We start from the raw sequence: 21,654 nt of genomic DNA, 5'->3' as shown, positions 1-21,654 counted from the left end.
GAGTTGTTAGAACATCCTCAGGTATGGCCGTCTCAGTAGCCGCTTGACATCCTCGTTCCCGTCAGGGATACAGGCGTAGATCCGACGAAGCTCATCTTCACTGAACGCCGCGAACCCACACTCTTCGGTCTCGAGTTCCTCGGTTCGCCAGACGGTTGCTTCGAGGATCGCGGTCTCGACCTGGCGGCGTTCTCGCTGCGTTCGCGCCTCCGGGTAGGCGTCGATCAGTTCCTGCACTTCCGCTGTGTTGTACGTCGTCATAGTCATCCCATCCTGTCGAGTGCGTCCTGGCGATCTTCGACCGGGGCAGCGTCGTACTTCATCGTCGTCTGTACGCTCCTGTGACGCAATTGTGCCTGTGCAGCCGCCAGATCCTCTTCTCGAGTCATGTACGTTCCCACCGAGTGTCGGATCGAGTACCAGCTCATCTTCCGGTTCTCCGTGTCGATACCGGCTTCCTCGCACAGGTTGTGGAGCAGCCGTTTGAGCGACTGCGAATCGTACGGGTTTCCGAAGCGGGTGAGCCACAGGGCGTCCGTATCGTCGTAGAGTTCCCGCTGGTCGCGTTCTTCGATCCATCGCTCGAGTGCCTCCGCAGTCTGTGAAGAGACGCCCACGAGCCAGTTGTCGCGGTTCTTGGTGGACTCCTCGACGGGGATACGGAGGACTTCGTTTTCCGTGTCTACCCACGAGACTTTCGCGCGGCCAACTTCCGCTGGTCGGAGGCCCGCGTCCAAGCTCGTCCACGCGATCGACGTCAATTTCCATCCGTTGACTCGCTCCCAGTCGTCGGGCGACACCTCCTCGAGCGGCTTCCGCAACCGTTGGGAGACGTACTTCTTCCACTCCGCACGCTCTTCCGGTGAGAGCGAGCGGTAACTCGGGATCGAGCCGTAATCGAGCGCGGCTTCCCGCACCTTTCTGCGCTCCTGCACGGTCAGGAAGTCACGCGGCTGCGTGTTCTGATCCTTCGAGAAGGAGATCTTCGGTTCCCACTTCTCCTCGCCGTGCTGGTGATGTCGCCACTTGAAGTAACGAACCAGCGCGTCTCGAGTGTTACACCTGTGCGAACCGCTGTAGTCCTCCTTCGCCAGGTGCATCACGTAATCGTCGGCGTGGTCTCGAGTCAGCACCGGGACGTACTCATCTTCCTTCTCCCACACGTAGCGCTCGAAGACGCCGATGCGGTACGCCGTGGCCCGCGCGGTGTACTCGGAGTAGCCTTCGACCTTCTCGGGTCGCTTACCGAACACGAGGAGCCACTCGATGAACTCGCGGCGCTTGTTCTCGTAATCGACGAGCTGTTTGCTGTTCAGATACGTTTCGGCCTTCCGTGGAACGATTTCGAAGTTGATTTCGACCATGTTGCGTCCGAACCCATTTCATCGAACGGGAGCGGGTGTAGCCCAATCGTCAAAGTCGCCGCCGTCTTGCGTTTTTGGCAGTTACATCGAACGATGTTGGGCGATAGTTGGTTGACGTACACATTGCTCGGACGCCTGAAAATCAATAGACGGCGGAGCCGTCTGTATGCGAGGGAAGGGATTTGAACCCTCGGACCCCTACGGGAGCGGGTCTTAAGCCCACCGCCGTTGGCCTGCTTGGCTACCCTCGCACAGAAGGCACTCGATCGTTGTCACGGGGTGGGGATGTGCGTTTCGGTGTGTCCCGCGAGTGACCGACGGGAGCGAGCGGGCCGAGCGGGCGGCACTGTGCCTCGAGACGGGCCCTACCAGTCGACGCTCAGTGTGCCGTCGCCGTGGGGGTTCGGTGCGATCTCCTCGTCGGTCCGGCGGTCGACGACGTGGATACAGCCCTCGTCTTTTTTCGCGGGGCAGACCTCCGCGGCGCGGACGTTGTGCTCGAGATCCTCTTCGCCGAAGAAGTACTCCTCGGGTTGGGCCATGCCCGAGGCGATGGACATCTCCCAGTTGGTGCTGACCTCGGCGCACTTGCCCGCGCCGAAGCACTTGTTGGCCTCGAAGATTATCTTGTACGGTTTCTCCTCGACCGGCGGCTCGTCGGCCGACCCGATGTCGCTCGCGCGTTGAATGCCGTCGTCGTCGCTCATTACGTGGGTGTTCGACTGTATCGTCTTTCGCGTTACGGTTGGCGCAGGGCAAGACGAGCGCGGAAGCTCGACGGTTTATGCCGCGACCTCGGCTTTCGGCTCCGGTAGGTCGTACGTGACGCCGGTCAGTTCCTCCGAGACCGCCCACAGCCGGCGGGCGGTCTCCTCGTCGTAGGAGCGATCCGACGAGGCCTGTCGCTCGGGCGTGCCGCGCATGTTCATGAGTCCACCGGGGCCGTAGTACGCGCCGCCCTCGGCCTCGGACGAAGTTGCGGCGTACAGCGTCGGGAGCGCGCCCATTTCGGCCGATTGGGCGGCTACCGCGTTCATGACTTGCATCGCCGCCTTCCGGAGCCGGCTGCCGCTCTCCTCGGGCCCGCGGACCTGTAGCTGCGTGTTCGCGTAACCCGGATGCACCGCCATGCTCTCCGCGTTCATCTCGGCGGTGAGGAACCGCCGCTCGAGTTCGTACGCGAAGAGGACGTTCGCCAGTTTCGACTGGGCGTAGGCGTCCCACTTGTCGTAGGCGTCCTCGCCCTGAAGATCGTCGAAATCGATCTCGCCGCGCTCGTGGACGCCGCTCGAGACGGTGACGACCCGCGCCGGCTCGCCCTCGTCGGTCGCCAGGTTCTCGAGCAGTAGTCCGGTCAGCGCGAAGTGGCCGAGGTGGTTGACGCCGAACTGGGTCTCGAAGCCGTCTTCGGTCTCCGACCGCGGGATCGCCATGACCCCCGCGTTGTTGATCAGCACGTCGACCGTTTCGTCCGCGAGTCGGTCCGCGAAGGCACGAACCGACTCGAGATCGGCGAGGTCACACTCCTCGACGCGGAGGTCGGCGGCGGGAATCTCCTCGCGAATCTCGTCGGCCGCGGTTTCGCCGCGCTCGGTGCTCCGCGTGGCCATGATCACCGTCGCGCCGTTGCGCGCGAGTTCGCGTGTCGCCTCGAGACCGATGCCGCTGTTCGCGCCCGTCACGACGATCGTCCGTCCGCTTTGATCGGGAATCTCGTCTGCTGTCCAGCCCATACGTTCCCTAGGGACGACGAGTACCCTTAACGTACGTGCCGGTGACGGGGAGACTAACAGTCAGCGAGCCAGTTACTGCTCGCTGACCGAGACCGACTCGAGGACGACATCGTCCGTCGGTCGATCGTTGCCGTCGGTCTCGACGCCGCCGATGTCGCGGACGGTCGCCATTCCATCGACGACTTTCCCAAAGACGGCGTGGCGACCGTCGAGGTGTGGTTGGGGGGCGAGCGTGATGAAGAACTGTGAGCCGTTGGTGTCAGGGCCGGAGTTGGCCATGCTCAGAATCCCCGCGTCGTCGTGGCGCAGGTCCTCGTGAAATTCGTCCTCGTACCGGTAGCCGGGACCGCCGCGACCGGTGCCGGTCGGATCACCGGTCTGGATCATGAAGTCCTCGATGACGCGGTGGAAGGCCACGTCGTCGTACAGCGGTTCGCCCTCGAATTCCTCGCCGGTCTCGGGGTCGGTCCACGCGCGTTCGCCCGTCGCGAGGCCGACGAAATTCTCGACGGTTCGGGGCACGCGGTCGCCGTAGAGTTCGACCTCGATATCGCCCTCGTTCGTGTACAGCGTCGCCGTGCGGGTGCCGTCCACAGCGGTCGTCGTCGCGGACTCGTCCGTGTCGGAACCCGTTTCTTCGTTCGTCTCATCGGCATCGGGAGCCGTCTCTCCGTCAGCATCGTCCCCGCCGTCGCTCGCACAGCCCGCGAGCGAGAGCCCGAGACTCGAGGCGACACCGGCCAGCAGCGGTCGTCGATAGCGAGTGATACCGCTCGTGGGCGCGGGGTCGACCTAACGGTATCGGATTCGGACCGCGATCGGTGGCCGGTTGCGCTCGAGCCCGCTGGTTGAGCGCGCCAACTACCGCGAACCGATCGAAAAATCCTCGCTCGCCGGCGATTACTCGTAGTCGACGGAGACCGACTCGAGGATGACCTCTTCTTTCGGTTGGTCGTTCGCGTTCGTGTCGACGGTGCCGATGTTGCGGACGACGTCCATGCCGTCGGTGACCTTGCCGAAGACAGAGTGGCGGTCGTCGAGGTGGGGCTGGGCGTCGAGGGTGATGAAGAACTGCGAGCCGTTCGTGTCGGGGCCGGAGTTGGCCATGCTCAGGATGCCCTCGTCGTCGTGGCGGAGTTCGTCGTGGAACTCGTCGTCGAATTGATAGCCGGGGCCGCCGCGACCGGTCTCGGTCGGGTCGCCGCCCTGAATCATGAAGTCCTCGATGACGCGGTGGAAGGCCACGTCGTCGTACAGCGGCTCGCCCTCGACCTCTTCGCCCGTCTCGGGGTCTTCCCAGGTCTTGCCGCCGGTCGCGAGCCCGACGAAGTTGTCGACGGTCCGCGGCGCGCGCTCGTCGTAGAGTTCGACATCGATATCGCCCTTGTTGGTGTGCAGCGTCGCAGTAACGTCTCCCATACCCATCGGAACGGCGGGACGAGTGAAAACGCTAGTGGTCTCGAGTTGCGATCCTGACGGCCGCTCGCCGACTCGCCCCGGTCCTGCGGTATCGAACGTCGACGGCCGGCCGCAGGTACATACCGTCGGCCGTCGAACGGCCGGACATGAGTGCAGGCACGCACACGGCCGAGCGGATCACGCTCGCCCGGTTGCCCTCGGGCGTGGAACTGACGACGACGGTCCACACCTATCACGGCGACGAGCCGGGCCAAACGCTGTACGTGCAGGCGGCCCAGCACGGCCGCGAGATAAACGGGACGGAGGTACTGCGGCGATTTCACGAGCGCCTGCCCCTCGAGTCGCTGTCGGGAACCGTGATCGCCGTCCCCGTCGCGAACCCGCTCACCTTCGATCGCGTCTCCTACACCACCCCGGAGCAACTCGACAGCGTCAACCCGAACATGAACCGGACCTGGCCCGGCAAGGGTGACGGCAGCCTCCACCAGCGCATGGCCGCGCGCCTCTGGGAGTACGTCACGGCCACTGACGCCCTCGTCGACCTCCACACGGGCAGCCCGAACATGCTCCCCCACGTCGTCTACCGCGAGGGCGACGAGCGCTCGCGCAGCCTCGCCAACGCCTTCGGAACCGACCTCCTGTTGTCCGAACAGGCCGACGACGAGGCCCCCGACGAGTGGCACCGCCGCGGCTTCGCGGGGAAGCTCCGGGTCGCCGCCGCCGAGGAGGGAATCCCGTCGATCACGCCCGAACTCGCCCACAACAAGCAGATCCTCGAGGGGGTCGTCGCGGAGGGGGTCGAGGGACTGCTCGACGTCTGTCGGTCCCTCGAGTTGCTTCCGGGCGACGTTCCCGACCGCGATCCCACCGTTGCCCGGAACCACCTCGGCCAGGTCACCGCCGCCGACTCCGGGCTCTTCCGGCCCGAGCCGGGACTCGAGGTCGGAGCGTCGATCACGGAGGGGACGCCGATCGGGACGGTTTATCACCCGACGACCTACGAGCCGCTCCACGAGGCCCGCGCGGACCGGGACGGCGTGCTCTACGCGCTCACCCGCGAGGCGACCGTGACCGCGGGCGACCAACTCGCGAGCGTGGCGCTGGTCCGCGAGGAGTGAGAAGACGGCGATCGCGCCCGCGCAGGTCAGGCCGAGAAGCCGCCGTCGACGACCAGTCCGTGGCCGTTGACGAACGAGGACTCCTCGCTCGCCAGAAACAGGATCGCGTCCGCGATCTCCTCGGGTTCGGCAAGTCGCTTGAGCGGGTACTGTTCGATCATCTGCTTGCGGGCCGCCTCGGGATTCTCTTGGCCCTCGAGGTACTGATCGAGCAGCGAGGTCTCGGTGAAGCCGGGACAGACCGTGTTCGCGCGGACGCCGTGGGGGCCGGCCTCGGCGGCGACGGCCTTCGTCATGTTCAGGACCGCGCCCTTGCTCATCGAGTAGGCGGACTGCTTGGGGAGCCCGAGGATACTCGCCAGCGAGCCGACGTTGACGATCGCGCCGTGGCCCTGCTCTTTCAGATGGGGAAGCGCCGCGTGACAGCCGTTCCAGACGCCCTTGATGTTGATGTCGATGACGAAATCCCGGATGTCGTCATCGAGCGTCTCGAGGCTGCCGCCCGGGTGGCCGGTGCCGGCGTTGTTGATCATCACGTCGAGGCCGTGAGTCTCGGCGACCTCGTCGACGACCGCGTGGAACTGGTCGCTGTCGGTGACGTCGAGTTCGTAGAACGCCGCGTCGCCGCCGTCCGCTTCGATGGCCTGGGCGACCGCCTCGCCGCCGTCGGTGTCGATGTCCGTAACGATGACCCGTGCGCCCTCCTCGGCGCAGCGCTCGGCCGTCGCCTGCCCGATTCCCGACGCCGCACCCGTGATGACTACCGTCTTGTCTTCGAGTCGCATAGGAACCGTATCGGCCGGCCGGCACATAAATTCGTTCATGATTTCTTGTTCTTTTCTTGTCATCGTTCGCCGGAGAACTACATTCTCTGAACAGTAGTAATCTATCTATCGACGGTCGATTCGCTTCACAGCGTTCGACCCGGTTGCGAGCGCACGTATCGCGCACGGTCGTGACCGATCCCCCGAGACCAATACGTTGATGCGGCGGATCTCCGTGCTATCGGGTGTATGGCCGAGTCCGGGGATCGCGTTCGGCGCGGCCGGCGCGTTTGGCGGCGGACGTTCTCGCTCTCGTGGCCGATCGCGGTCCAGCAGACGCTCAACACGCTGATGCGAACGGTCGACATCATCGTCACCGGCCTGTTCTCGCCGACCGCCGTCGCCGCGGTCGGCCTCGCGGACCTCTACGCCCAGCTCCCGCTGCGGATCGGACTCGGTCTCGGCACCGGCGCGATCACCCTCTCGAGTCAGGACACCGGCCGGGGTGCGGCGGCGACTCGAGACCGGGCGATTACGCAGGCGCTTCTCATCGGCTTTCTGGCGGGGTTGCCGCTCGTGCTCGTCGGATTCTTTCTGTCTCGGCCGTTGATCGCCCTGCTGGGTGCCGACCCCGACGTGGCCGAGACCGGCGGACGCTACCTCGCGCTGGTTTTCGCCGCCGCGCCGATGCGTATCGTCGGCCTCGTCGGTGCGCGCTCGCTGCAGGGCACCGGCGATACGCGGACGCCGATGGTGGTCAACGGCACCGCGAACGTGATCAACATCGGCGCGACGGCCGGGCTCGGGCTCGGTCTCGGGCCCCTCCCGGCGCTCGGGATCGTCGGCGTCGGACTGGCGACGGCGATCGGTCGCACGGTCGAGGCCGTCGCGATCACGGCCGCGATCGCGATCGATCGCACGGACCTCTCGTTTGCCCGGCCACGGAGTCTCACGATCACGCGCCAACTCGTCGCGGTGAGCCTACCGAACTTCGCTGAAGGAATGAGCACCTCGGTCGCGAACTTCCCCTTCAACGCGCTCTTGCTTACCTTCGGAACCGAAGTGACGGCGGCCTACCACATCGGACGGCGGATCTATCAGCAGTTCAGCGGCCCGCTGTACCGATCCTACAGCGTCGCCGCGAGCATCATCGTCGGACAGACCCTCGGCGAGAGCCGTCCCGACGACGCGCGGTTCGCGGGACTGGCGATCACGGCACTGAGCGTCCTCACGCTCGGTCTCGCCGGCATCGTCCTGCTCGTCGGCGCGACCCCGATCGCCCGCCTCTTTACGTCCGACCCAGCCACCCTCGAGTACGCCGCGACCTTCGCTCGCGTCTTCGGCGTCTCGATGTTCTTCTTCGGTCTCTTCTTCCCGTTGGCGGGGAGCCTCCGCGGCGCTGGCGATACCCGCACACCCTTCTACGCCCGACTTACCGGGACTGCCGGCTTCCTGCTCGGCTTTTCGTATCTCGCTGGTATCACCTTCGAGTACGGACTTCCCGGTGTCTACGTCGGAATCGTGCTCAGCTACGCATGGTGGGCGCTCGTTGTCGCCATCGGATTCGTCTGGGGTGACTGGGCGACGACGGCCGCGACGATGATGGCCGAACGGGCGGACGAAGCCGACTAGTCGCCACCGGTTGCCCAACCGACTGCGGCCAGCGGCGAGTCGGCGATCGGAACTGGAGTCCGATGTACTACTGGAAGCTGATGGTTCCAGGAATACATAAATTATATTATTGGTACTTCGATCGATCTCGGAATCTATTCTAGACGGCGATTATCTCGTGAGCCGACCGACCACGTCTAACGTGTGGGTCGCCAGTAACTGCGTGATCGATCAATTCGAGACTGACTACCCCTCGAAAAGTAGCGTAGTACGCGGAAAGACGCGAATAGATGGCTGATTATTTATCCTGCTTCTCGTCAGTTGTTACCGCTGTCGAGATCACGACGGGACAGTGAAAGACAAAAAGTGGTCGTCATCTTGTTCAGATAACCAGTATATTGACATACCATTAAAACTGGTACTATTTTCGATATCGCTCGAGTCGAGACTCGAGCGGTCCGGCCTCGAACACCGCTATCGTATGAGCGCTGAAGGGTACCTGATCGCTACTAAATTACAAACATATTATTGTAATCTTCGGCGAGGGTGGTCTGCCGATCGAATTAGGATACGGTCGGCAACTGAGTCACTCCGAGACATCGCAGTGGCGTTCGATCTGACTGAACGGCTACGAGAACATTACGTTCACTTCGATCGTGTTTGCGGTCGACAACAGCTGGGTCCGAAGGTCGTTTTCCTCCCACTCGTTCTCGAGTCGATGCTGTGGTCCGGTGACGGTGACTGCCCCATAGGCGGTCCCGTCGTTGTCGAGTATCGGCGCGGCGATCGCGCTGATTCCCGGTAGATACTCGCCGTGGTTGTACGCCACGCCCTCCTCGCGAACCACGGCGAGTTCCTCGAGCAGCGTCTCTCGATCGGTAATCGTCTCGTCGGTGAACGCGGGGAGGCCCCACTCCGCGATGATCTCGTCGATGCGTTCCTCGGTGAAGTGAGCGAGGATCACCTTTCCGCCGGCCGAACTGTGGAGGTAGGTGTGGGTCCCGATGTCGATGTCGCTCGTGAACGCGCGCGTTCCCTCGCTGACGTTGATGATCGTGCCGAGCCCGTTCTGGTGTGTCGAACAGAGCACTCGCTCGCCGACTCGCTCGGAGAGTTCCTCGATCGGTCCGTCGGAGGCCGCGTACAGCGGCTCGGCGTGTTTCACGTGCTCCCCGAAGGAGAGGAATCGGAGGCTCAGCCGGTATTCGTCGCCCTCTTGGACGACGTACCCCTTCGATCGGAGCGTCGTCAGATGGGCGTGTACCGTACTCTTTGCAAGCCCCGTTCGCTCGGTAAGCGCCGTGACGCCGGCCCCCTCAGCCTGCCACAGCGCCTCGAGGATGTCCAAGGTCTTGACCACTGCCGCGACGCGATTCCCCTCGTTCGTGCCTGATGTTGCCATAGTACACGCTCAACGATGGGGAGTAAAACTGTTCCGCTCTGCTGAACACCGGTCACGTGCGAAAAAATCGAGCTTGACGTACACGCGCCCGTCCCCGTCGCTAATACTGCCGGCACGGACCGTTCGGGCATTTCCATGATAGTTGAAAACTATTCCCGTGGTAATGCTTAAGTGGGGCGTTATGTAAGGCTGATTATGGACTTCAGCGAACCGTCCGAGGCAGTCCAGATCAAGAAAGCGCTCGACGATTTCATCGAGCAGGAAGTCGCCCCACTCGAGAGCGAGTACGACGAGTTCCTCGGTGCCGACTACGAGAAGGAGATCGTCGACGACGAGCACCGGCAGGTCCCCGAGTACCGCAACATCGTCGAACGGATCCGGCAAAAGTCGGTCGAGGCGGGCTTCTACGGGATGACCATGCCCGAGGAGGTCGGCGGCGGCGACGTCGACATTCTCACTCGAGCGATCGTCGGCGAACACATGTCCAACCGACCGCCGGGCTTTCACAGCGCCATCTTCGGCGGTGCGGGCGGACCGACGCCGATCCTGCTGAACTGCGACGAGCGCCAGCGAGAGAAGTATGTGGAGCCGCTGATGGACGGCGAGATCACGACCTGTTTCGCGCTGACGGAACCGGGCCACGGCAGCGACGCCCACCACATGGACACCCGCGCCGAGAGAGAGGGCGACGAGTGGGTCATCAACGGGCAGAAGGTGTACATTACGAACGCGCCCTACGCCGACTTCGCGATGGTCTTCGCCCGAACGAGCGGCGAGGACGGTGATCTCGGTGGCATCACCTGCTTCCTCGTCGACGAGGGCACCCCCGGTTTCGAGATCGGGACGATCCACCGCGCGATGGGGATGACGCCCGGCACCCACGCAGAGATCTACCTCGACGACTGCCGCGTCGGCGAGGACCAGGTGCTGGGCGAGGTCGACAAGGGGTTCCAGTCCGCGATGGACTGGATCGGCGGCGGCCGCATCAACATCGCCGCCGGCGCAGTCGGGACGGCCGAGTTCCTGCTGGACCTCTCCGTGGAGTACGCCCGCGATCGGGAGACGTTCGGAAAACCGATCGGCCACCGGCAGGGGATCTCGTTCCAGTTGGCCGAGCTCGCGACGGACATCGAACAGGTCCGGCAGCTCTACCGCTACGCCGCCTGGAAGATGGACAACGGGGAGCGCGCTCGGAAAGAGGAGTCGATGGCGAAGCTCCGCGGCGCGAAACTGGCCAACGACGCCGCCGACATCGCGATGCAGGTCCACGGCGGTGCCGGCTTCATGAAGGATCTCCCCATCGAGCGCAACTACCGCTCGGCTCGAGTCTTCCGCATCTTCGAGGGGACCGACGAGATTCAAAAGCGGACGATCGCCCGCGAACTCATCTGAACCACGATGGAAGACCCCACGCGGCAGGGCGTCGACGCCGTCTCACAGGTCTCGCGCATCGACTTCGACATCGAGTGGCCGCCGAAACACGCCGCGGCGTACCTCCTCGCGGAGCCCGCACCGATCCTGATCGACGCCGGCGATCCGGCCGACCGCGCCGAAGCGACGCTCCGCGACGGCGTCGCCGCTCGAGGGTACGACCTCGAGGACATCGAGGCGGTCGTCGTCACGCATCCCCACAGCGATCACATCGGGCAGGTCCCGCTGTTGCGCGAGGCCGGAGCGACGGTGTACGCCCCAGCGCCGGTCCTCGAGCGACTCGAGCGCGACGAGGACGACCTCGCCGACGGCGTCCGCGAGATCGGTCGATCCGCGGGGTATCGCGGTGAGGCGATCGAGCGCGAGATCGAGCGAGCACAGTCGTCCCTGCGGCGCAACCGTCGCTTGCTCGCGCCGGCGGCGGCCGTCCCCTTCGAGTTCGGCGAGCCGTTCGACGTCGCCGGCCGCGAGTTTGAGGCCATCCACACGCCCGGCCATCAGGTACACCACGCCAGTCTGGCGACTGCGGTACACGGCACGCGCGTGCTGTTCAGCGGCGACGCGCTCATCGAGCCGTTCCGTCCGGGCGCGATCCACGTCGGCATCGACGACGGGGCCTACGACGCCGTCGAGGCGTTCCACACTGCCATGGACCGGCTCGAGGGACGCCAGTTCGACCGCGTGTTCCCCGGCCACGGACCGATCTTTACCGACTACGACGGGGTCATCGCGACCACCCGGTCGGCCCTCGAGACGCTTACGGCCGAGACCCTCGAGTCGGTCAGCGCCGTCGGCCCCGCGACGCCGATGGAGCTCACCCGTAACCGCGCCGGCGATGTCCGCTATCCGGCCCAGTTACTGGACACGCTTGGCGCGCTCGGCACGCTCGAGACGCGGGGGAGAATCGAGTACGAGGACCGCGACGGCGTCCGCTACTACTCCTTCAAGAAGGCCTCGCCGTGAGCTACCGGGAGGACGACGCGGTCCGCGATCCCGCCGTAGATGTCCTCTGCCTGGGCGAGCAGTTCTTCGGGTGGCGCTTCGATCGCGAACGTCGCCACCATCTCGTCGGTGATCAGGTCCGCCATGTCTTCCCAGCGCTGCTCTCTCGAGAGGTCGTGTAACTCCTCGCCGACCGACCGCCAGCCGTGGTGGGCGAGCACGTCGTGGTAGGTGCGCGTACTCCCGTAGAAGGCGATGCGCTGGCGGACCTCCGCGCGAGAGCGCTCGCGCTCCGCTGTAGTTTCTCCGGTTACGACGAACGGGCTCGCGGAGAGAGCCACGTCCTCGAGCGAGCGGTCGTCGCGGTCGGCTCCCTCGGCGACGGTCGGCGCGATGACCTCGTCCGTGTACTCGGGGGTGTTGAACGGATGCATCGCCAGCCCGTCGCAGAGTTCGCCCGCGAGCCGGATGTTGTACTCGTTGACGCCGGCGATGTAGATCGGAATCTCGGGGTGGTCGATCGGTCCCGGATTGAAGTTGTCCGTCATCAGCGAAAACGAGTAGTGCTTACCCTGATAGTCGAGTTCCGCCTCGCCCTGAAACACGTCGAAGATGTGCCGGAGCGATTCGACAACTTCGCGCAGCCGCGGCCCCGGCGAGTCCCAGTCCACGCTGAACCGGCGCTCGTTGTGGCCCTTGACCTGCGTGCCGATTCCGAGCGTGAACCGGCCGTCGGAGCACTGCGCGAGGTCCCAGGCGGTGTAAGCCAGTGCCATCGGACTGCGCGTAAAGGCGAGCGCGATGCGCGTTCCCTGTCTGATTTCGTCCGTTCGGTCCGCGATCAACGGGTGGGGCAGGAACGCGTCGTTGTCCATCTCGGGCGTCCAGACGCCGTCGAACCCCAGGTCCTCGGCGCGGGCGGCAGCCTCGCCAGCACCGTCCGATAGCTTCGGCACCATCGCGTCAATGCGAAGGTCTGACATACCCGATAGTCGACGGGTCGAACCTTCAATGTATGGACGGGTGCGGCCGCGAGCGGACGGACAAACGCGATCAGACGACGCGGTTCTCGAGTGGCCTGCCCTCGCGGGCCCGGTCGTAGTTTCGCAGGAAGACGTCGGCACAGCGCTCCCAATAGTGGGGTGTACTCCCGGCCATATGCGGCGTCACGAGCACGTCGTCGCGGTCCCACAGCGGCGAGGCCTCTGGGAGCGGCTCTTCCTCGAAGACGTCCAGTGCCGCGCCGCCGAGTTCGTCGGCCTCGAGCGCGTCGACGAGTGCGGACTGGTCGACGACCCCACCGCGGGCGATATTGACCAGCACGGCCTCGTCGGACAGCGTCGCGAGTGCCTCTGCGTCGATCAGCCCCCGCGTCTCGTCGGTCAGCGGACAGGCGATCACGAGGTAGTCGCTCTCGGCCAGGACGGACTCGAGCCCGTCCGCGCCGTAGATCTCGTCGACGCTCTCGGGCGGATCAGTCGGGTCCCGCTTCGTCCCGATCACGCGGGCGTCGAAGCGTCGGCAGTAGTCGGCCACTTTCGATCCGATCGCGCCGACGCCGACGATCCCGACGGTTCGGTCGCCGAGTTCGCCGCCCGTATAGCGTTTCCACTCGCGGTCGTCCTGCTGGGCGATCGCGCGATCGAAGCCGCGCTCGAAGTGCAACAGATAGCCCAAGACTTGCTGGCCGATCGGCTTCGCGTGGATCCCCGAGACGTTCGTCAGCGCCACGCCGCGGTCGGCCAGCGCGTCGTGATCGAAGCGGTCGATCCCGGCGCTGAGCGCCTGCACCCACTCGAGGTCGGTGGCCGCCTCGAGGACCTCCTCGGGGAGCCGGTGGGTGACGAGGACCGCGGCGTCTTCGATCGCCGCCGGGAGGTCGGCCTCGTCCGCGATATGCTCGAGGTCGATCTCGGAGCGTCGCTCGCGGATCTCCTCGGTGACGAGGGGCCCGCCGCCCGCGAGGACGTGCGGGGAGACGACGACTCGCACGGCTCAGCGCTCCTCCTCGGCGTCCTCGAGCTTGTACTTCTGGATCTTCCCCGAAGTCGTCCGCGGCAGTTCCTCGATGAACGCGACCTCGCGGGGGTGTTTGTAGGCGGCGACGTTGTCGAGGAAGTACGCTTTGATCGCCTCGGCCGTGATGTCCTTGCCGGGTTCGACGCCCGGCGCGGTGACTACGAACGCCTTCGGGACCTCGTTGCGCCGTTCGTCGGGAACCCCGACGACGGCCCCCTCCGCGACGGCGTCGTGCTCCGAGAGAAGTTCCTCGAGTTCGCTCGGGTAGATGTTGTAGCCGGCCGAATTGATCATGTGTTTCTTCCGGTCGACGATCTCGTAGTAGTTGTCCGCGTCACGACGGGCGATGTCGCCGGTGCGGAACCAACCGCTGTCGGTGAACGCTTCGTCGGTGGCCTCGGGCATCCCGTGATAGCCCTTCATGACCTGTGGGCCGCGGACGAGGAGCTCACCTTCCTCGCCGATTTCGACCGTCTCCCCACTCGAGTCGACGATCTTGGCCTCGGTCATGCGGGTCGGCTGGCCGATCGTCCCGTGGCGCAGGCCGAACGTCGAGTTGCGCTGGGTGTGGGTTGCGCCGTTGGTCTCGGTGAGCCCGTACCCCTCGGCCATTTCGACGCCTGCTGTCTCTTCGAACTCCTCTTGAACCGCGACGGACATTTTCGCCCCGCCCTCGCCGGCCGACTCGAGGCTGGTGAGATCGTACTCACCGAAGGCTTCGCTGTTGATCATGTCGACGTACATCGCGGTGACGCCGACGTAGTGGGTGATCCCTTCTTCCTCGATCAGCGCCATCGCGGCGTCGCCGTCCCAGTTGGCCGCGTTGCGGAGGTAGACGCTCCCGCCCCGGACGAGGGGCTGCCAGGCCGTGTGCGTGAAGCCGGTGATGTGATAGAGCGGCAGCCAGACGAGGCTTCTAACGGCCTCGTCCGCGAGCGCATTGTCCTGTGCGAGGACGGAGAACGTCTGGGCCCGGAAGTTGCGGTGGGTCAACTGGACACCCTTTGGCTTCCCGGTCGTCCCCGAGGTGTACGGCAGGAGTGCGACGTCGTCGTCGGCCCGCTCGACGAACCGCTCCTCGCCGCGGACCGCCGTGAAAGGATGGACGGCCTCGGAGTCGCTGTCGACCGAGATGACGACCGGATTCCAGTCGATCGCCGTGAGGGCCTCCTCGAGGTGGGGTTCGAGAGCCTCGTGGGTGAGCACGGCCGCGGCCTCGGTATCCTCGAGCTGGTAGGTCAGCTCGCGTTTGCGATACTGGGGATTGACCGGCGAGACGGTGACACCGGCTTTGAACGCGCCCAGCGCGCCGATCAGGGACGGCGGGCAGTTCGGCAGGTACTGGAGCATGATATCGCCCGGCTCGAGCCCAAGGTCGGCCAGCCCGCCCGCAAAGCGGGCGCTCTCGGCCCGCAGTTCGTCGTGGGTCAGCGTCCGCCCGTGGTACTCGATCGCCTGTGCGTCGCCGTGGTGACGAGCGGTCTCGTCGTGGAGGCGCGCGACGTTCCCCTCTCTGGCGTCGTCGGTAACACGTGCCAAATCCATGGGTCACGGTATCACGGAATGATATAAAATAGTACCTCTCAGGATCCGACGCGGCGCTGGCCGTCCTCGAGCGCGCGGCTCGATATCTTCTGTGGCGTGTTAGCCCCCACCACAACATATTTGCGTTCGGTCGAGATATCGGGAGACGATGGGACGACCGCTCCGACGGAGGCATATCCGTGGCTGAACCGATCCTCGCGGGCGTCGCCGAGAGCGACCTCGGCGAGACGCCCGACCGGAACTGGCTGGACAACGCCGCCATCGCGACGGTGCGCGCCCTCGAGGACGCCGGCTGTCCCCTCGCGGACGTCGACGGCGTCGCGGTCGCGGGCGGCGACGACTACATGCCCGCGCTGGTGCTGGCCGAATATCTCGACCTCGACGAACCCTCCTTCCTCGAGGGGACCGAGATCGGCGGCTCGTCGTTCGAGAATTTCTGTGGCCACGTCCGCGACGCCATGGCCCGCGACGAGGCCGACGTGGTGGTCGTCGCCTACGGCTCGACGAGCAAGACCGGCCCCGGCAGGGATCAATCGCTCGAGGAGACCCACCCAATCGACGGCTTCGTCCGGCCGACCGGGCTCTTCCGCCCGCCGGGGGCCTACGCGATGGCCGCGCGCCGGCACATGCACGAGTACGGCACCACCGAGGAACAGTTCGCGGAGGTCGCCGTTGCGACCCGCGAGTGGGCCGCGATGAACCCCAAAGCGGCCCAACGGGACCCGATCACGGTCGAGGACGTCCTCGAGTCCCGGGAGATCGCCGAGCCGTTCAACCTGCTCGATTGTTGTCTCGTCTCGGACGGCGGCGGCGCGGTCGTGCTCGTGAGCGAGGAGAAAGCGGCCGAACTCGGCGTTCCCGAGATCGCTGTCGCGGGCGTGGCCTCGACGAGTACCCACCGCCAGGACATCAGCGAGATGCCCGACATGACGACAACCGGGGCCGCGGTAACCGGGCCGAAGGCGTTCGACCAAGCCGGGATTACCCACGACGACGTCGACGTCGCCGAGATTTACGACTCGTTTACCTACACCGCCCTGGTCACCCTCGAGGATCTCGGCTTCTGCGAAAAGGGCGCGGGCGGCGAATTCGTCTCGGGCGGCACCACCGCACCGGGCGGCGATCTGCCGATGAACACGCAGGGCGGCGGGCTCTCGTACTGTCACCCCGGTCACTTCGGGATCTTCGTCCTCATCGAGGCCGCGCGTCAGCTCCGCGGCGACTACGAGGGCGATCGGCAGGTCGACGACGCCGAAGTCGCCGTCGCCCACGGTACCGGGGGCTTACTCTCCTCGAGCAGCACCGTCGTCCTCCGGAGGGAATCATGACGGGACGCGTCGAGGACCGCCGCGAGGAGTGGGACGGGCCGGTCCCGGTCCCGACCGGCGCGACGACCCCCTTCTGGGCGGGCACGCTCGAGGGCGAACTGCGCTATCAGGACTGCGAGTGTGGCCACCGCCAGCTGTACCCGCGAGCGGTCTGTACGGCCTGCGGGGCCGAGGACCCGCCGTTCGAAGCGAACGAGGGCGTCGGCACGGTCTACACCTACACCATCTGCCACGTCCCCGGCGAACCCGGCTTCGCCGACCGGACGCCCTACGCCGTCGGTGCGATCGACCTCGCCGAGGGACCGCGCCTGCTCGCCCTGCTCGACGCCGATCCCGACGACCTCGAGATCGGCGCGGCCGTCGGGGTACGGTTCTGGCAGGTCTCCAAGGAAGCCGCGATACCGGTGTTCGAGCCGGAATAAAACCCGATCGCGGCTTTGCTACTCGAGGTCGGCCGTCGCCGTCCCGGTCAGCAGCGTCTCGCCGTCGGTCGTCCGGGCCTCGAGTTCCGCCTCCACCGTGCCCGCGTCCGCGTCGATTTCGGCGACCTCGCCGGTCGCGACGACGGTGTCGCCGGGGAAAACGCGGGACTGGAACCGCACGCCGAAGCTCGTCACGTCCCGCAGGTCGAACCAGTTGGCGACGACCCGCGAGGCGACGCCGGCGGTGAACATCCCTTGGCCGAAGACGCTCTCGTTGCCCGCTCCGGTCGCGTACGGTTCGTCGTAGTGGATCGGGTTGAAGTCGCCGCTGGCCCCGGCATACTTGACGAACTGCTTTCGCTCGAGGTCCTCGACGACGACGGTCGGGCCGGTGTCACCGGGCTCGAGGCCGTCGACGCCCCGGACGCGCTCGAACTCGTCGGCGGTCGGTGCTGGGGTCGCGGTGTCCGCCTCCGCAGTTCCGCCGTCTGGTTCGGCCGGCTCGCCGTCGCTCGCGGACTCGTCGGCCCCGCTCTCGTCCCCGTCGTCGATCGCACCCTCGGTCTCGATCGCCGTCGAGCGGTCGGTCAGGACGAGTTCGCCGTCCGGGGTTCGGTACTCGGTCTCGAGGACGGCGAAGGTCATCGTCCCCGCCCGGCCGCCCTCGCGCTGGAAGACGTCCGCGAGGGTGGTCGTCCCCTCGAGGACGTCGCCGACGTAGATCGGCCGTTCGTACTCGTGGGCCTGCTCGCCGTGGATGACGTACTCGGGCTGGAAGGCGAGATCGAATCCCTTCCCGTCGACGTCGGCGGGGGTGTACCGCGGGAAGCGGCCGACCTGTGAGTAGGTAAGCGGCGCGGGGACGCGGTCGTGGCCCCGCTCGGCGGCGACGGCCTCGTCGCGGAAGACCGGGTCTTCGGCGGTGATCGACCGCGCGAACTCTTCGACTTTGCCCGGTTCGATGCGGAACTCCTCGACCGTGACGCGGGAGTCCCCGACCATCGCCTCGAGTTCCGTGATCGGTTTATTCGGCATCGCGTCCCTCCATGTCGACGGGACTGGCCGTCGCCCGCCGTTCGGTTGCGCCGCGTTGCGTTCCGTCTCCGTGCTGTCCGCGCCTCATTGCCACCACGGTTTACCGAGGACCGCTATAACAGTACCCCTCGCGGAACGCGGTCGGAACGCGTGGGGCGACGGATCGGACGGTCGAATCGCTTATACCGGCGGTCGATGAATCCGTAAACGGGAATGGCAGCGAATCGCACACTCGAGTCGGGAGAACGGTCAGTAACCGGTATTGGCGTCGCGGAGGGGCAAGAATGACGACTGAACCGGCCGTCATCGGCGACCTCGCTCCTGACACCCACCCGCTGATCGTCGACCTCCCAAGCGCGGCAGCGGTACGTTCCGCGAGACGGAACTGCGAGACGAATGGATCGAGGCACACGGGAGACAATCGTGACGGGACCCGATCGATCCCTCGAGGAGCCACCGGCCGGCGTGGGATGGCCCTCGACTCGAGACAGTTCTCGGCGGTCGCTCGCGATGGCTGATGACTGACGAGAGCGACGGCTCCGCGTACTCGAACGGGGAGATCCGGACGATCGCGCTTGCGGTCATCGCCGGCATCTTCTTCGGCGGAGTGGCGACCGGCGTGGCCTTCCCGACGCTCCCGTTGCTCGACGAACGGCTCGTGATCAGCGCGGTCATGCTGAGCGTGATCCTCTCGGCGAACCGGATCGCGCGGCTGGTCATGAACACGCCCGCGGGGACGCTCATCGATCGGGTCGGCGCGCGCAAACCGATGATTTTCGGGCTGTTCACGCAGGCGCTGGCCCCCTTCGGCTACGTCGTCGGCTTGCACACGCCCCCGACCCATCTTGGTGCGGTGCCGGTGCTCGGCGCGGTGTCCCTGCCGGGCGTCGTTTTCGTTACGGCGCGGCTGTTCTGGGGGATCGGCAGCGCGTTCGTCTTCCTCGGCGCGTTCGCGACGATCACGCACGTCACGACGGCCGACAACCGCGGCCGGTGGGTCGGCTACATGCGCGGCGGGCAGTCGCTCGGCTTCCCGACCGGACTCGTCCTCGGCGGCCTCCTGACCGATCTCGCCAGCATGCAAACGGCGTTCGTCACCGCCGGCGTCCTCGCGTTGATCGCCGGCACCGTCGCGACGCTCGTCCTGCCCGATGTCCACGCCGGCGCGGAGGGCCGAGCCGCGAAACTTCGGGAAGTCCCCTCGCTGCTCGCCAGCAATCCGACCGTCCTGCTGATCGGCTACGGTAACTTCACCGTGCGGCTCCTCTGGGGCGGCATCGTCCTCTCGACGCTCGCCCGGTACGCCAGCGACTACGGCCTCGAGCTCTCGGCGCTCGGTGCGGCGGGGATCAGCGGCATCGTGATGGGACTGGGTGTTCTCACGTCGGGATCGACGACGGTCGTCACCGGCTGGGTATCGGACATGGTCAGCGATCGGACCCTGCTGACGGTTCCGGCGTTCCTATCGATGGGGGCGGGGTTTCTGATCATCGCGTACGTGCCGACGATCGAGGCGCTGCTCGGGGCGATCGTGCTCGTCGGCGGCGGCATGGGTGCGGCCGCGCCCGCGATGCTGGCGATCATGGGCGATCTGACGCCGGGCGACGAACTCGGCCGGATGGGCGGGGTCTATCAGGTGATGGGCGATGTCGGGCTCAGTCTCGGTCCGCTGGTCGCGATCCCGGCCGTCGATCTCTGGTTCGGCTATCGGGTGACCTACGTGCTCTGTGCAGTGCTCGTACTGAGCTGTCTCACGGTCGTCTCGCTGCCGCTGTTGCGCAACCCCGAGGTCTCCCGGACGAAGGTAAAAGCGGACTGAGCGTCGGCTTCGATTCGGGATGCCGGTGCGTTCGCGAAGCTTTCATACCCGGCCCGACCATATTGGTAGATAATGTCACGCATCAAGAGTGCGGTCGCTCGGCTGCGTCCGTGGCTTCCGCCGGTCGCCGTGGCGCTCGCTGCGGGACTCGCCGCCGTGGGGGGCTCGTACCTGTCCGTCGGCCGACGACCGGCGTTCGTCGCGACGCCGATCGATCGATTCGTCATCGTCGTCAGCCCCGACGCACTCGTCGCGTTCGCGATCACCGAACTCGGGACGCTCGGCCACCAGTTGGCGTTCCTGACGGCCATCGCACTGACGTGTCTCCTGTTCGGACTGGCGGCCCTGCCGGGCGTGTTGCTCCTCTGGGGTCGCGGACCCGCTTTCGGCCCCTCGAGTATCCGAACCGACGTGTTCGCCGGCGTCGTCGCCGGGACGGTCCTGCCGGGTATGGTCGCCGTCGGGGTGACGAGGTCGCCGGTCTCGAGCATCGCCACGGCTGCCGGTGCCGGACTCGTCGTACTGGTGGCGGCCGTCACGACCCTCCTCGCCGCCGACGGAGACGCGGCTCTCGGTTCGTTCGACCGGCGACGCGTCCTCGGTGCCGTCGGCTCGGCGATCGGCCTGAGCGCGCTCGGCGTCTTCGTCCGCGGAACCGGCGACGACACGTTTCCGTCGGCCTTCGACGTTCCCGAGGACGCCCGGCCCGAGGTTCGAGAGTTGCTCACGCGGGCGAAAGACCAGTCACTCGCCGTCGAGGGCCTCGAGCCGCTGGTCAGCACCGACTTCTACGAGGTCGACATCGCCAACGTGAACCCGGCCGTCGACCGCGAGGCGTGGACGCTCTCGGTGACGGGTGCCGTCGAGGCGGAGCAGGAGTACGATATCGCGGACATCGAGGCCATGGCCGTCGAGGATCGGTTCGTCACGCTGCGCTGTGTCGGCGACCAGCTCAACGGCCGGCAGATGGACACCGCGCTCTGGAGCGGCGTCCCCGTCGAGGCGCTTCTCGAGGACGCGAATCCGCAGGGCGATCGAGTCGTCTTGCACGGGGCGGACTCGTACTACAACGAGTTCCCGATCGAGGCGCTGTGGTCGGGGCTGTTGGCCTCCCGAATGAACGGTCGTCCGCTGCCTCGAGGCCACGGCGCTCCGGCGCGCGTACTCGTCCCGGGCCACTGGGGCGAGATCAACGTAAAGTGGGTGACAGAGATCGAGGTTCGCAACGAGGAGACGCGGGGCTACTGGGAACACCGCGGCTGGCACGGGACCGGCCCGGTTGAGACGGTCGCCAAGCTCTGGCAGGTCAACCACCTCGGCGGCGGCCGCATCGAGGTCGCGGGCCACGCGTACGCCGGAACGCGGGGCATCGATGCCGTCGAGGTATCCACCGACGACGGCGACACGTGGGTCGAGGCCGAACTGTCCGACCCCCTCCCGGGTGATGACGTCTGGCGGCAGTGGCGCCACGAGTACGGGGCCGGCGGGCGACACGAGGTGATCGTCCGGGCCCGCGACGGTGACGGGAACCTCCAGATCCCCGAGGAGAACGGCCCGAAGCCCGACGGTGCCACCGGCTGGGTCTCGAAAACCGTGCGGCCACAATGAGTGGGACGGGATGCTCGAGCCGAAACTCGATTTCCATCGCCGTCAGGCGATCACGTCCCCTGTAGTAGCCACTGAAAGTCAGTGCACACCTGAT

Annotated in this window: 21 protein-coding genes and 1 tRNA gene; 9 read left to right on the top strand and 13 right to left on the bottom strand. The window is 66.1% G+C overall.

Annotated elements, in window-relative coordinates; all coding sequences use genetic code 11:
• Nucleotides 1-6 precede the first annotated feature (6 nt).
• The 7 genes from ACJYUO_RS19705 to ACJYUO_RS19675 form a co-directional block, all read right to left on the bottom strand.
• Entirely contained in the window at nt 7-261 is a 255-nt protein-coding gene (locus ACJYUO_RS19705; protein WP_494347043.1) for a hypothetical protein, read from the bottom strand.
• Nucleotides 262-263: 2 nt separating this feature from the next.
• Nucleotides 264-1,364 carry a tyrosine-type recombinase/integrase gene (locus ACJYUO_RS19700; RefSeq protein WP_494347042.1) on the bottom strand — a complete coding sequence of 367 codons (1,101 nt, stop codon included), beginning with the start codon at nt 1,362-1,364 and terminating at the stop codon, nt 264-266.
• Between the two features lie 167 nt (nt 1,365-1,531).
• A tRNA-Leu gene (locus tag ACJYUO_RS19695) sits at nt 1,532-1,615 on the bottom strand.
• A 114-nt stretch (nt 1,616-1,729) separates the two neighbouring features.
• Nucleotides 1,730-2,071 carry a ferredoxin gene (locus tag ACJYUO_RS19690; protein ID WP_494347041.1) on the bottom strand — a complete coding sequence of 114 codons (342 nt, stop codon included), beginning with the start codon at nt 2,069-2,071 and terminating at the stop codon, nt 1,730-1,732.
• Nucleotides 2,072-2,146: 75 nt separating this feature from the next.
• Complete coding sequence (locus tag ACJYUO_RS19685; protein WP_494347040.1) at nt 2,147-3,097, bottom strand: oxidoreductase; 951 nt, start codon at nt 3,095-3,097, stop codon at nt 2,147-2,149.
• 72 nt (nt 3,098-3,169) lie between these two features.
• The gene (locus ACJYUO_RS19680) at nt 3,170-3,691 is read right to left on the bottom strand and encodes a peptidylprolyl isomerase (RefSeq protein WP_494347039.1); all 522 of its coding nucleotides are present in this window, start codon (nt 3,689-3,691) and stop codon (nt 3,170-3,172) included.
• A gap of 306 nt (nt 3,692-3,997) precedes the next feature.
• The gene (locus ACJYUO_RS19675; protein WP_494347038.1) at nt 3,998-4,516 is read right to left on the bottom strand and encodes a peptidylprolyl isomerase; all 519 of its coding nucleotides are present in this window, start codon (nt 4,514-4,516) and stop codon (nt 3,998-4,000) included.
• Between the two features lie 146 nt (nt 4,517-4,662).
• Between ACJYUO_RS19675 and ACJYUO_RS19670 the strand changes: the two genes are divergently transcribed.
• Complete coding sequence (locus ACJYUO_RS19670) at nt 4,663-5,634, top strand: succinylglutamate desuccinylase/aspartoacylase family protein (protein ID WP_494347037.1); 972 nt, start codon at nt 4,663-4,665, stop codon at nt 5,632-5,634.
• A 26-nt stretch (nt 5,635-5,660) separates the two neighbouring features.
• Here the strand turns inward: ACJYUO_RS19670 and ACJYUO_RS19665 are convergent, their stop codons facing one another.
• A complete protein-coding gene (locus ACJYUO_RS19665) occupies nt 5,661-6,419 on the bottom strand; it encodes an SDR family NAD(P)-dependent oxidoreductase (RefSeq protein WP_494347036.1) in 759 nt (252 codons plus the stop codon).
• A 228-nt stretch (nt 6,420-6,647) separates the two neighbouring features.
• On the opposite strand from ACJYUO_RS19665, the gene ACJYUO_RS19660 reads away from it, so the two are divergent.
• Nucleotides 6,648-8,030 (top strand): MATE family efflux transporter, encoded by a 1,383-nt coding sequence (locus ACJYUO_RS19660; RefSeq protein ID WP_494347035.1) that lies wholly within the window; start codon nt 6,648-6,650, stop codon nt 8,028-8,030.
• 607 nt (nt 8,031-8,637) lie between these two features.
• Here the strand turns inward: ACJYUO_RS19660 and ACJYUO_RS19655 are convergent.
• Nucleotides 8,638-9,411 carry an IclR family transcriptional regulator gene (locus ACJYUO_RS19655; RefSeq protein ID WP_494347034.1) on the bottom strand — a complete coding sequence of 258 codons (774 nt, stop codon included), beginning with the start codon at nt 9,409-9,411 and terminating at the stop codon, nt 8,638-8,640.
• 195 nt (nt 9,412-9,606) lie between these two features.
• Between ACJYUO_RS19655 and ACJYUO_RS19650 the strand changes: the two genes are divergently transcribed.
• Nucleotides 9,607-10,803, top strand: coding sequence for an acyl-CoA dehydrogenase family protein (locus ACJYUO_RS19650; protein ID WP_494347033.1), 1,197 nt, complete (start codon nt 9,607-9,609; stop codon nt 10,801-10,803).
• 6 nt (nt 10,804-10,809) lie between these two features.
• Nucleotides 10,810-11,805 (top strand): MBL fold metallo-hydrolase, encoded by a 996-nt coding sequence (locus ACJYUO_RS19645; RefSeq protein WP_494347032.1) that lies wholly within the window; start codon nt 10,810-10,812, stop codon nt 11,803-11,805.
• On the opposite strand, the gene ACJYUO_RS19640 is transcribed toward ACJYUO_RS19645, so the two are convergent.
• The 3 genes from ACJYUO_RS19640 to ACJYUO_RS19630 form a co-directional block, all read right to left on the bottom strand.
• A complete protein-coding gene (locus ACJYUO_RS19640) occupies nt 11,778-12,767 on the bottom strand; it encodes a TIGR03617 family F420-dependent LLM class oxidoreductase (protein ID WP_494347031.1) in 990 nt (329 codons plus the stop codon). The genes ACJYUO_RS19645 and ACJYUO_RS19640 overlap by 28 nt on opposite strands.
• A gap of 70 nt (nt 12,768-12,837) precedes the next feature.
• On the bottom strand, nt 12,838-13,776 hold the full coding sequence (locus ACJYUO_RS19635) for a D-2-hydroxyacid dehydrogenase (RefSeq protein WP_494347030.1): 939 nt from the start codon (nt 13,774-13,776) through the stop codon (nt 12,838-12,840).
• A 3-nt stretch (nt 13,777-13,779) separates the two neighbouring features.
• Nucleotides 13,780-15,348: a class I adenylate-forming enzyme family protein gene (locus ACJYUO_RS19630; protein WP_494347029.1), complete on the bottom strand. Its 1,569-nt coding sequence runs from the start codon at nt 15,346-15,348 to the stop codon at nt 13,780-13,782.
• Between the two features lie 179 nt (nt 15,349-15,527).
• Here ACJYUO_RS19630 and ACJYUO_RS19625 point away from each other — a divergent pair, with 179 nt between their 5' ends.
• Together ACJYUO_RS19625 and ACJYUO_RS19620 are read left to right on the top strand one after the other, a co-directional pair.
• Nucleotides 15,528-16,676: an acetyl-CoA acetyltransferase gene (locus ACJYUO_RS19625; protein ID WP_494347028.1), complete on the top strand. Its 1,149-nt coding sequence runs from the start codon at nt 15,528-15,530 to the stop codon at nt 16,674-16,676.
• Complete coding sequence (locus tag ACJYUO_RS19620; RefSeq protein WP_494347027.1) at nt 16,673-17,098, top strand: Zn-ribbon domain-containing OB-fold protein; 426 nt, start codon at nt 16,673-16,675, stop codon at nt 17,096-17,098. The genes ACJYUO_RS19625 and ACJYUO_RS19620 overlap by 4 nt, the downstream gene beginning before the upstream one ends.
• A gap of 18 nt (nt 17,099-17,116) precedes the next feature.
• Here the strand turns inward: ACJYUO_RS19620 and ACJYUO_RS19615 are convergent, their stop codons facing one another.
• Nucleotides 17,117-18,133, bottom strand: a complete 1,017-nt coding sequence (locus ACJYUO_RS19615) for an FAS1-like dehydratase domain-containing protein (protein WP_494347026.1) — start codon at nt 18,131-18,133, stop codon at nt 17,117-17,119.
• A gap of 284 nt (nt 18,134-18,417) precedes the next feature.
• Between ACJYUO_RS19615 and ACJYUO_RS19610 the strand changes: the two genes are divergently transcribed.
• From ACJYUO_RS19610 to ACJYUO_RS19600, 3 genes are all read left to right on the top strand, one after another.
• Entirely contained in the window at nt 18,418-18,651 is a 234-nt protein-coding gene (locus ACJYUO_RS19610; protein WP_494347025.1) for a hypothetical protein, read from the top strand.
• Nucleotides 18,651-19,952 carry an MFS transporter gene (locus ACJYUO_RS19605; RefSeq protein WP_494347024.1) on the top strand — a complete coding sequence of 434 codons (1,302 nt, stop codon included), beginning with the start codon at nt 18,651-18,653 and terminating at the stop codon, nt 19,950-19,952. Before ACJYUO_RS19610 ends, ACJYUO_RS19605 begins: the two co-directional genes overlap by 1 nt.
• Nucleotides 19,953-20,024: 72 nt before the next feature.
• Nucleotides 20,025-21,560 (top strand): molybdopterin-dependent oxidoreductase, encoded by a 1,536-nt coding sequence (locus ACJYUO_RS19600; RefSeq protein WP_494347023.1) that lies wholly within the window; start codon nt 20,025-20,027, stop codon nt 21,558-21,560.
• Nucleotides 21,561-21,654: the final 94 nt, after the last annotated feature.

Source organism: Natrinema sp. CRL1 (assembly GCF_059162405.1).
This window is presented reverse-complemented; position numbering and strand designations above follow the sequence as displayed.

Excerpts from the sequence above, each read along its gene's own strand:
- ACJYUO_RS19705 (WP_494347043.1), bottom strand. The coding sequence starts at position 261 with ATGACGACGTACAACACAGCGGAAGTGCAGGAACTGATCGACGCCTAC.
- ACJYUO_RS19700 (WP_494347042.1), bottom strand. The coding sequence starts at position 1,364 with ATGGTCGAAATCAACTTCGAAATCGTTCCACGGAAGGCCGAAACGTAT.
- ACJYUO_RS19690 (WP_494347041.1), bottom strand. The coding sequence starts at position 2,071 with ATGAGCGACGACGACGGCATTCAACGCGCGAGCGACATCGGGTCGGCC.
- ACJYUO_RS19685 (WP_494347040.1), bottom strand. The coding sequence starts at position 3,097 with ATGGGCTGGACAGCAGACGAGATTCCCGATCAAAGCGGACGGACGATC.
- ACJYUO_RS19675 (WP_494347038.1), bottom strand. The coding sequence starts at position 4,516 with ATGGGAGACGTTACTGCGACGCTGCACACCAACAAGGGCGATATCGAT.
- ACJYUO_RS19670 (WP_494347037.1), top strand. The coding sequence starts at position 4,663 with ATGAGTGCAGGCACGCACACGGCCGAGCGGATCACGCTCGCCCGGTTG.
- ACJYUO_RS19665 (WP_494347036.1), bottom strand. The coding sequence starts at position 6,419 with ATGCGACTCGAAGACAAGACGGTAGTCATCACGGGTGCGGCGTCGGGA.
- ACJYUO_RS19660 (WP_494347035.1), top strand. The coding sequence starts at position 6,648 with ATGGCCGAGTCCGGGGATCGCGTTCGGCGCGGCCGGCGCGTTTGGCGG.
- ACJYUO_RS19655 (WP_494347034.1), bottom strand. The coding sequence starts at position 9,411 with ATGGCAACATCAGGCACGAACGAGGGGAATCGCGTCGCGGCAGTGGTC.
- ACJYUO_RS19650 (WP_494347033.1), top strand. The coding sequence starts at position 9,607 with ATGGACTTCAGCGAACCGTCCGAGGCAGTCCAGATCAAGAAAGCGCTC.
- ACJYUO_RS19645 (WP_494347032.1), top strand. The coding sequence starts at position 10,810 with ATGGAAGACCCCACGCGGCAGGGCGTCGACGCCGTCTCACAGGTCTCG.
- ACJYUO_RS19640 (WP_494347031.1), bottom strand. The coding sequence starts at position 12,767 with ATGTCAGACCTTCGCATTGACGCGATGGTGCCGAAGCTATCGGACGGT.
- ACJYUO_RS19630 (WP_494347029.1), bottom strand. The coding sequence starts at position 15,348 with ATGGATTTGGCACGTGTTACCGACGACGCCAGAGAGGGGAACGTCGCG.
- ACJYUO_RS19620 (WP_494347027.1), top strand. The coding sequence starts at position 16,673 with ATGACGGGACGCGTCGAGGACCGCCGCGAGGAGTGGGACGGGCCGGTC.
- ACJYUO_RS19615 (WP_494347026.1), bottom strand. The coding sequence starts at position 18,133 with ATGCCGAATAAACCGATCACGGAACTCGAGGCGATGGTCGGGGACTCC.
- ACJYUO_RS19610 (WP_494347025.1), top strand. The coding sequence starts at position 18,418 with ATGACGACTGAACCGGCCGTCATCGGCGACCTCGCTCCTGACACCCAC.
- ACJYUO_RS19605 (WP_494347024.1), top strand. The coding sequence starts at position 18,651 with ATGACTGACGAGAGCGACGGCTCCGCGTACTCGAACGGGGAGATCCGG.
- ACJYUO_RS19600 (WP_494347023.1), top strand. The coding sequence starts at position 20,025 with ATGTCACGCATCAAGAGTGCGGTCGCTCGGCTGCGTCCGTGGCTTCCG.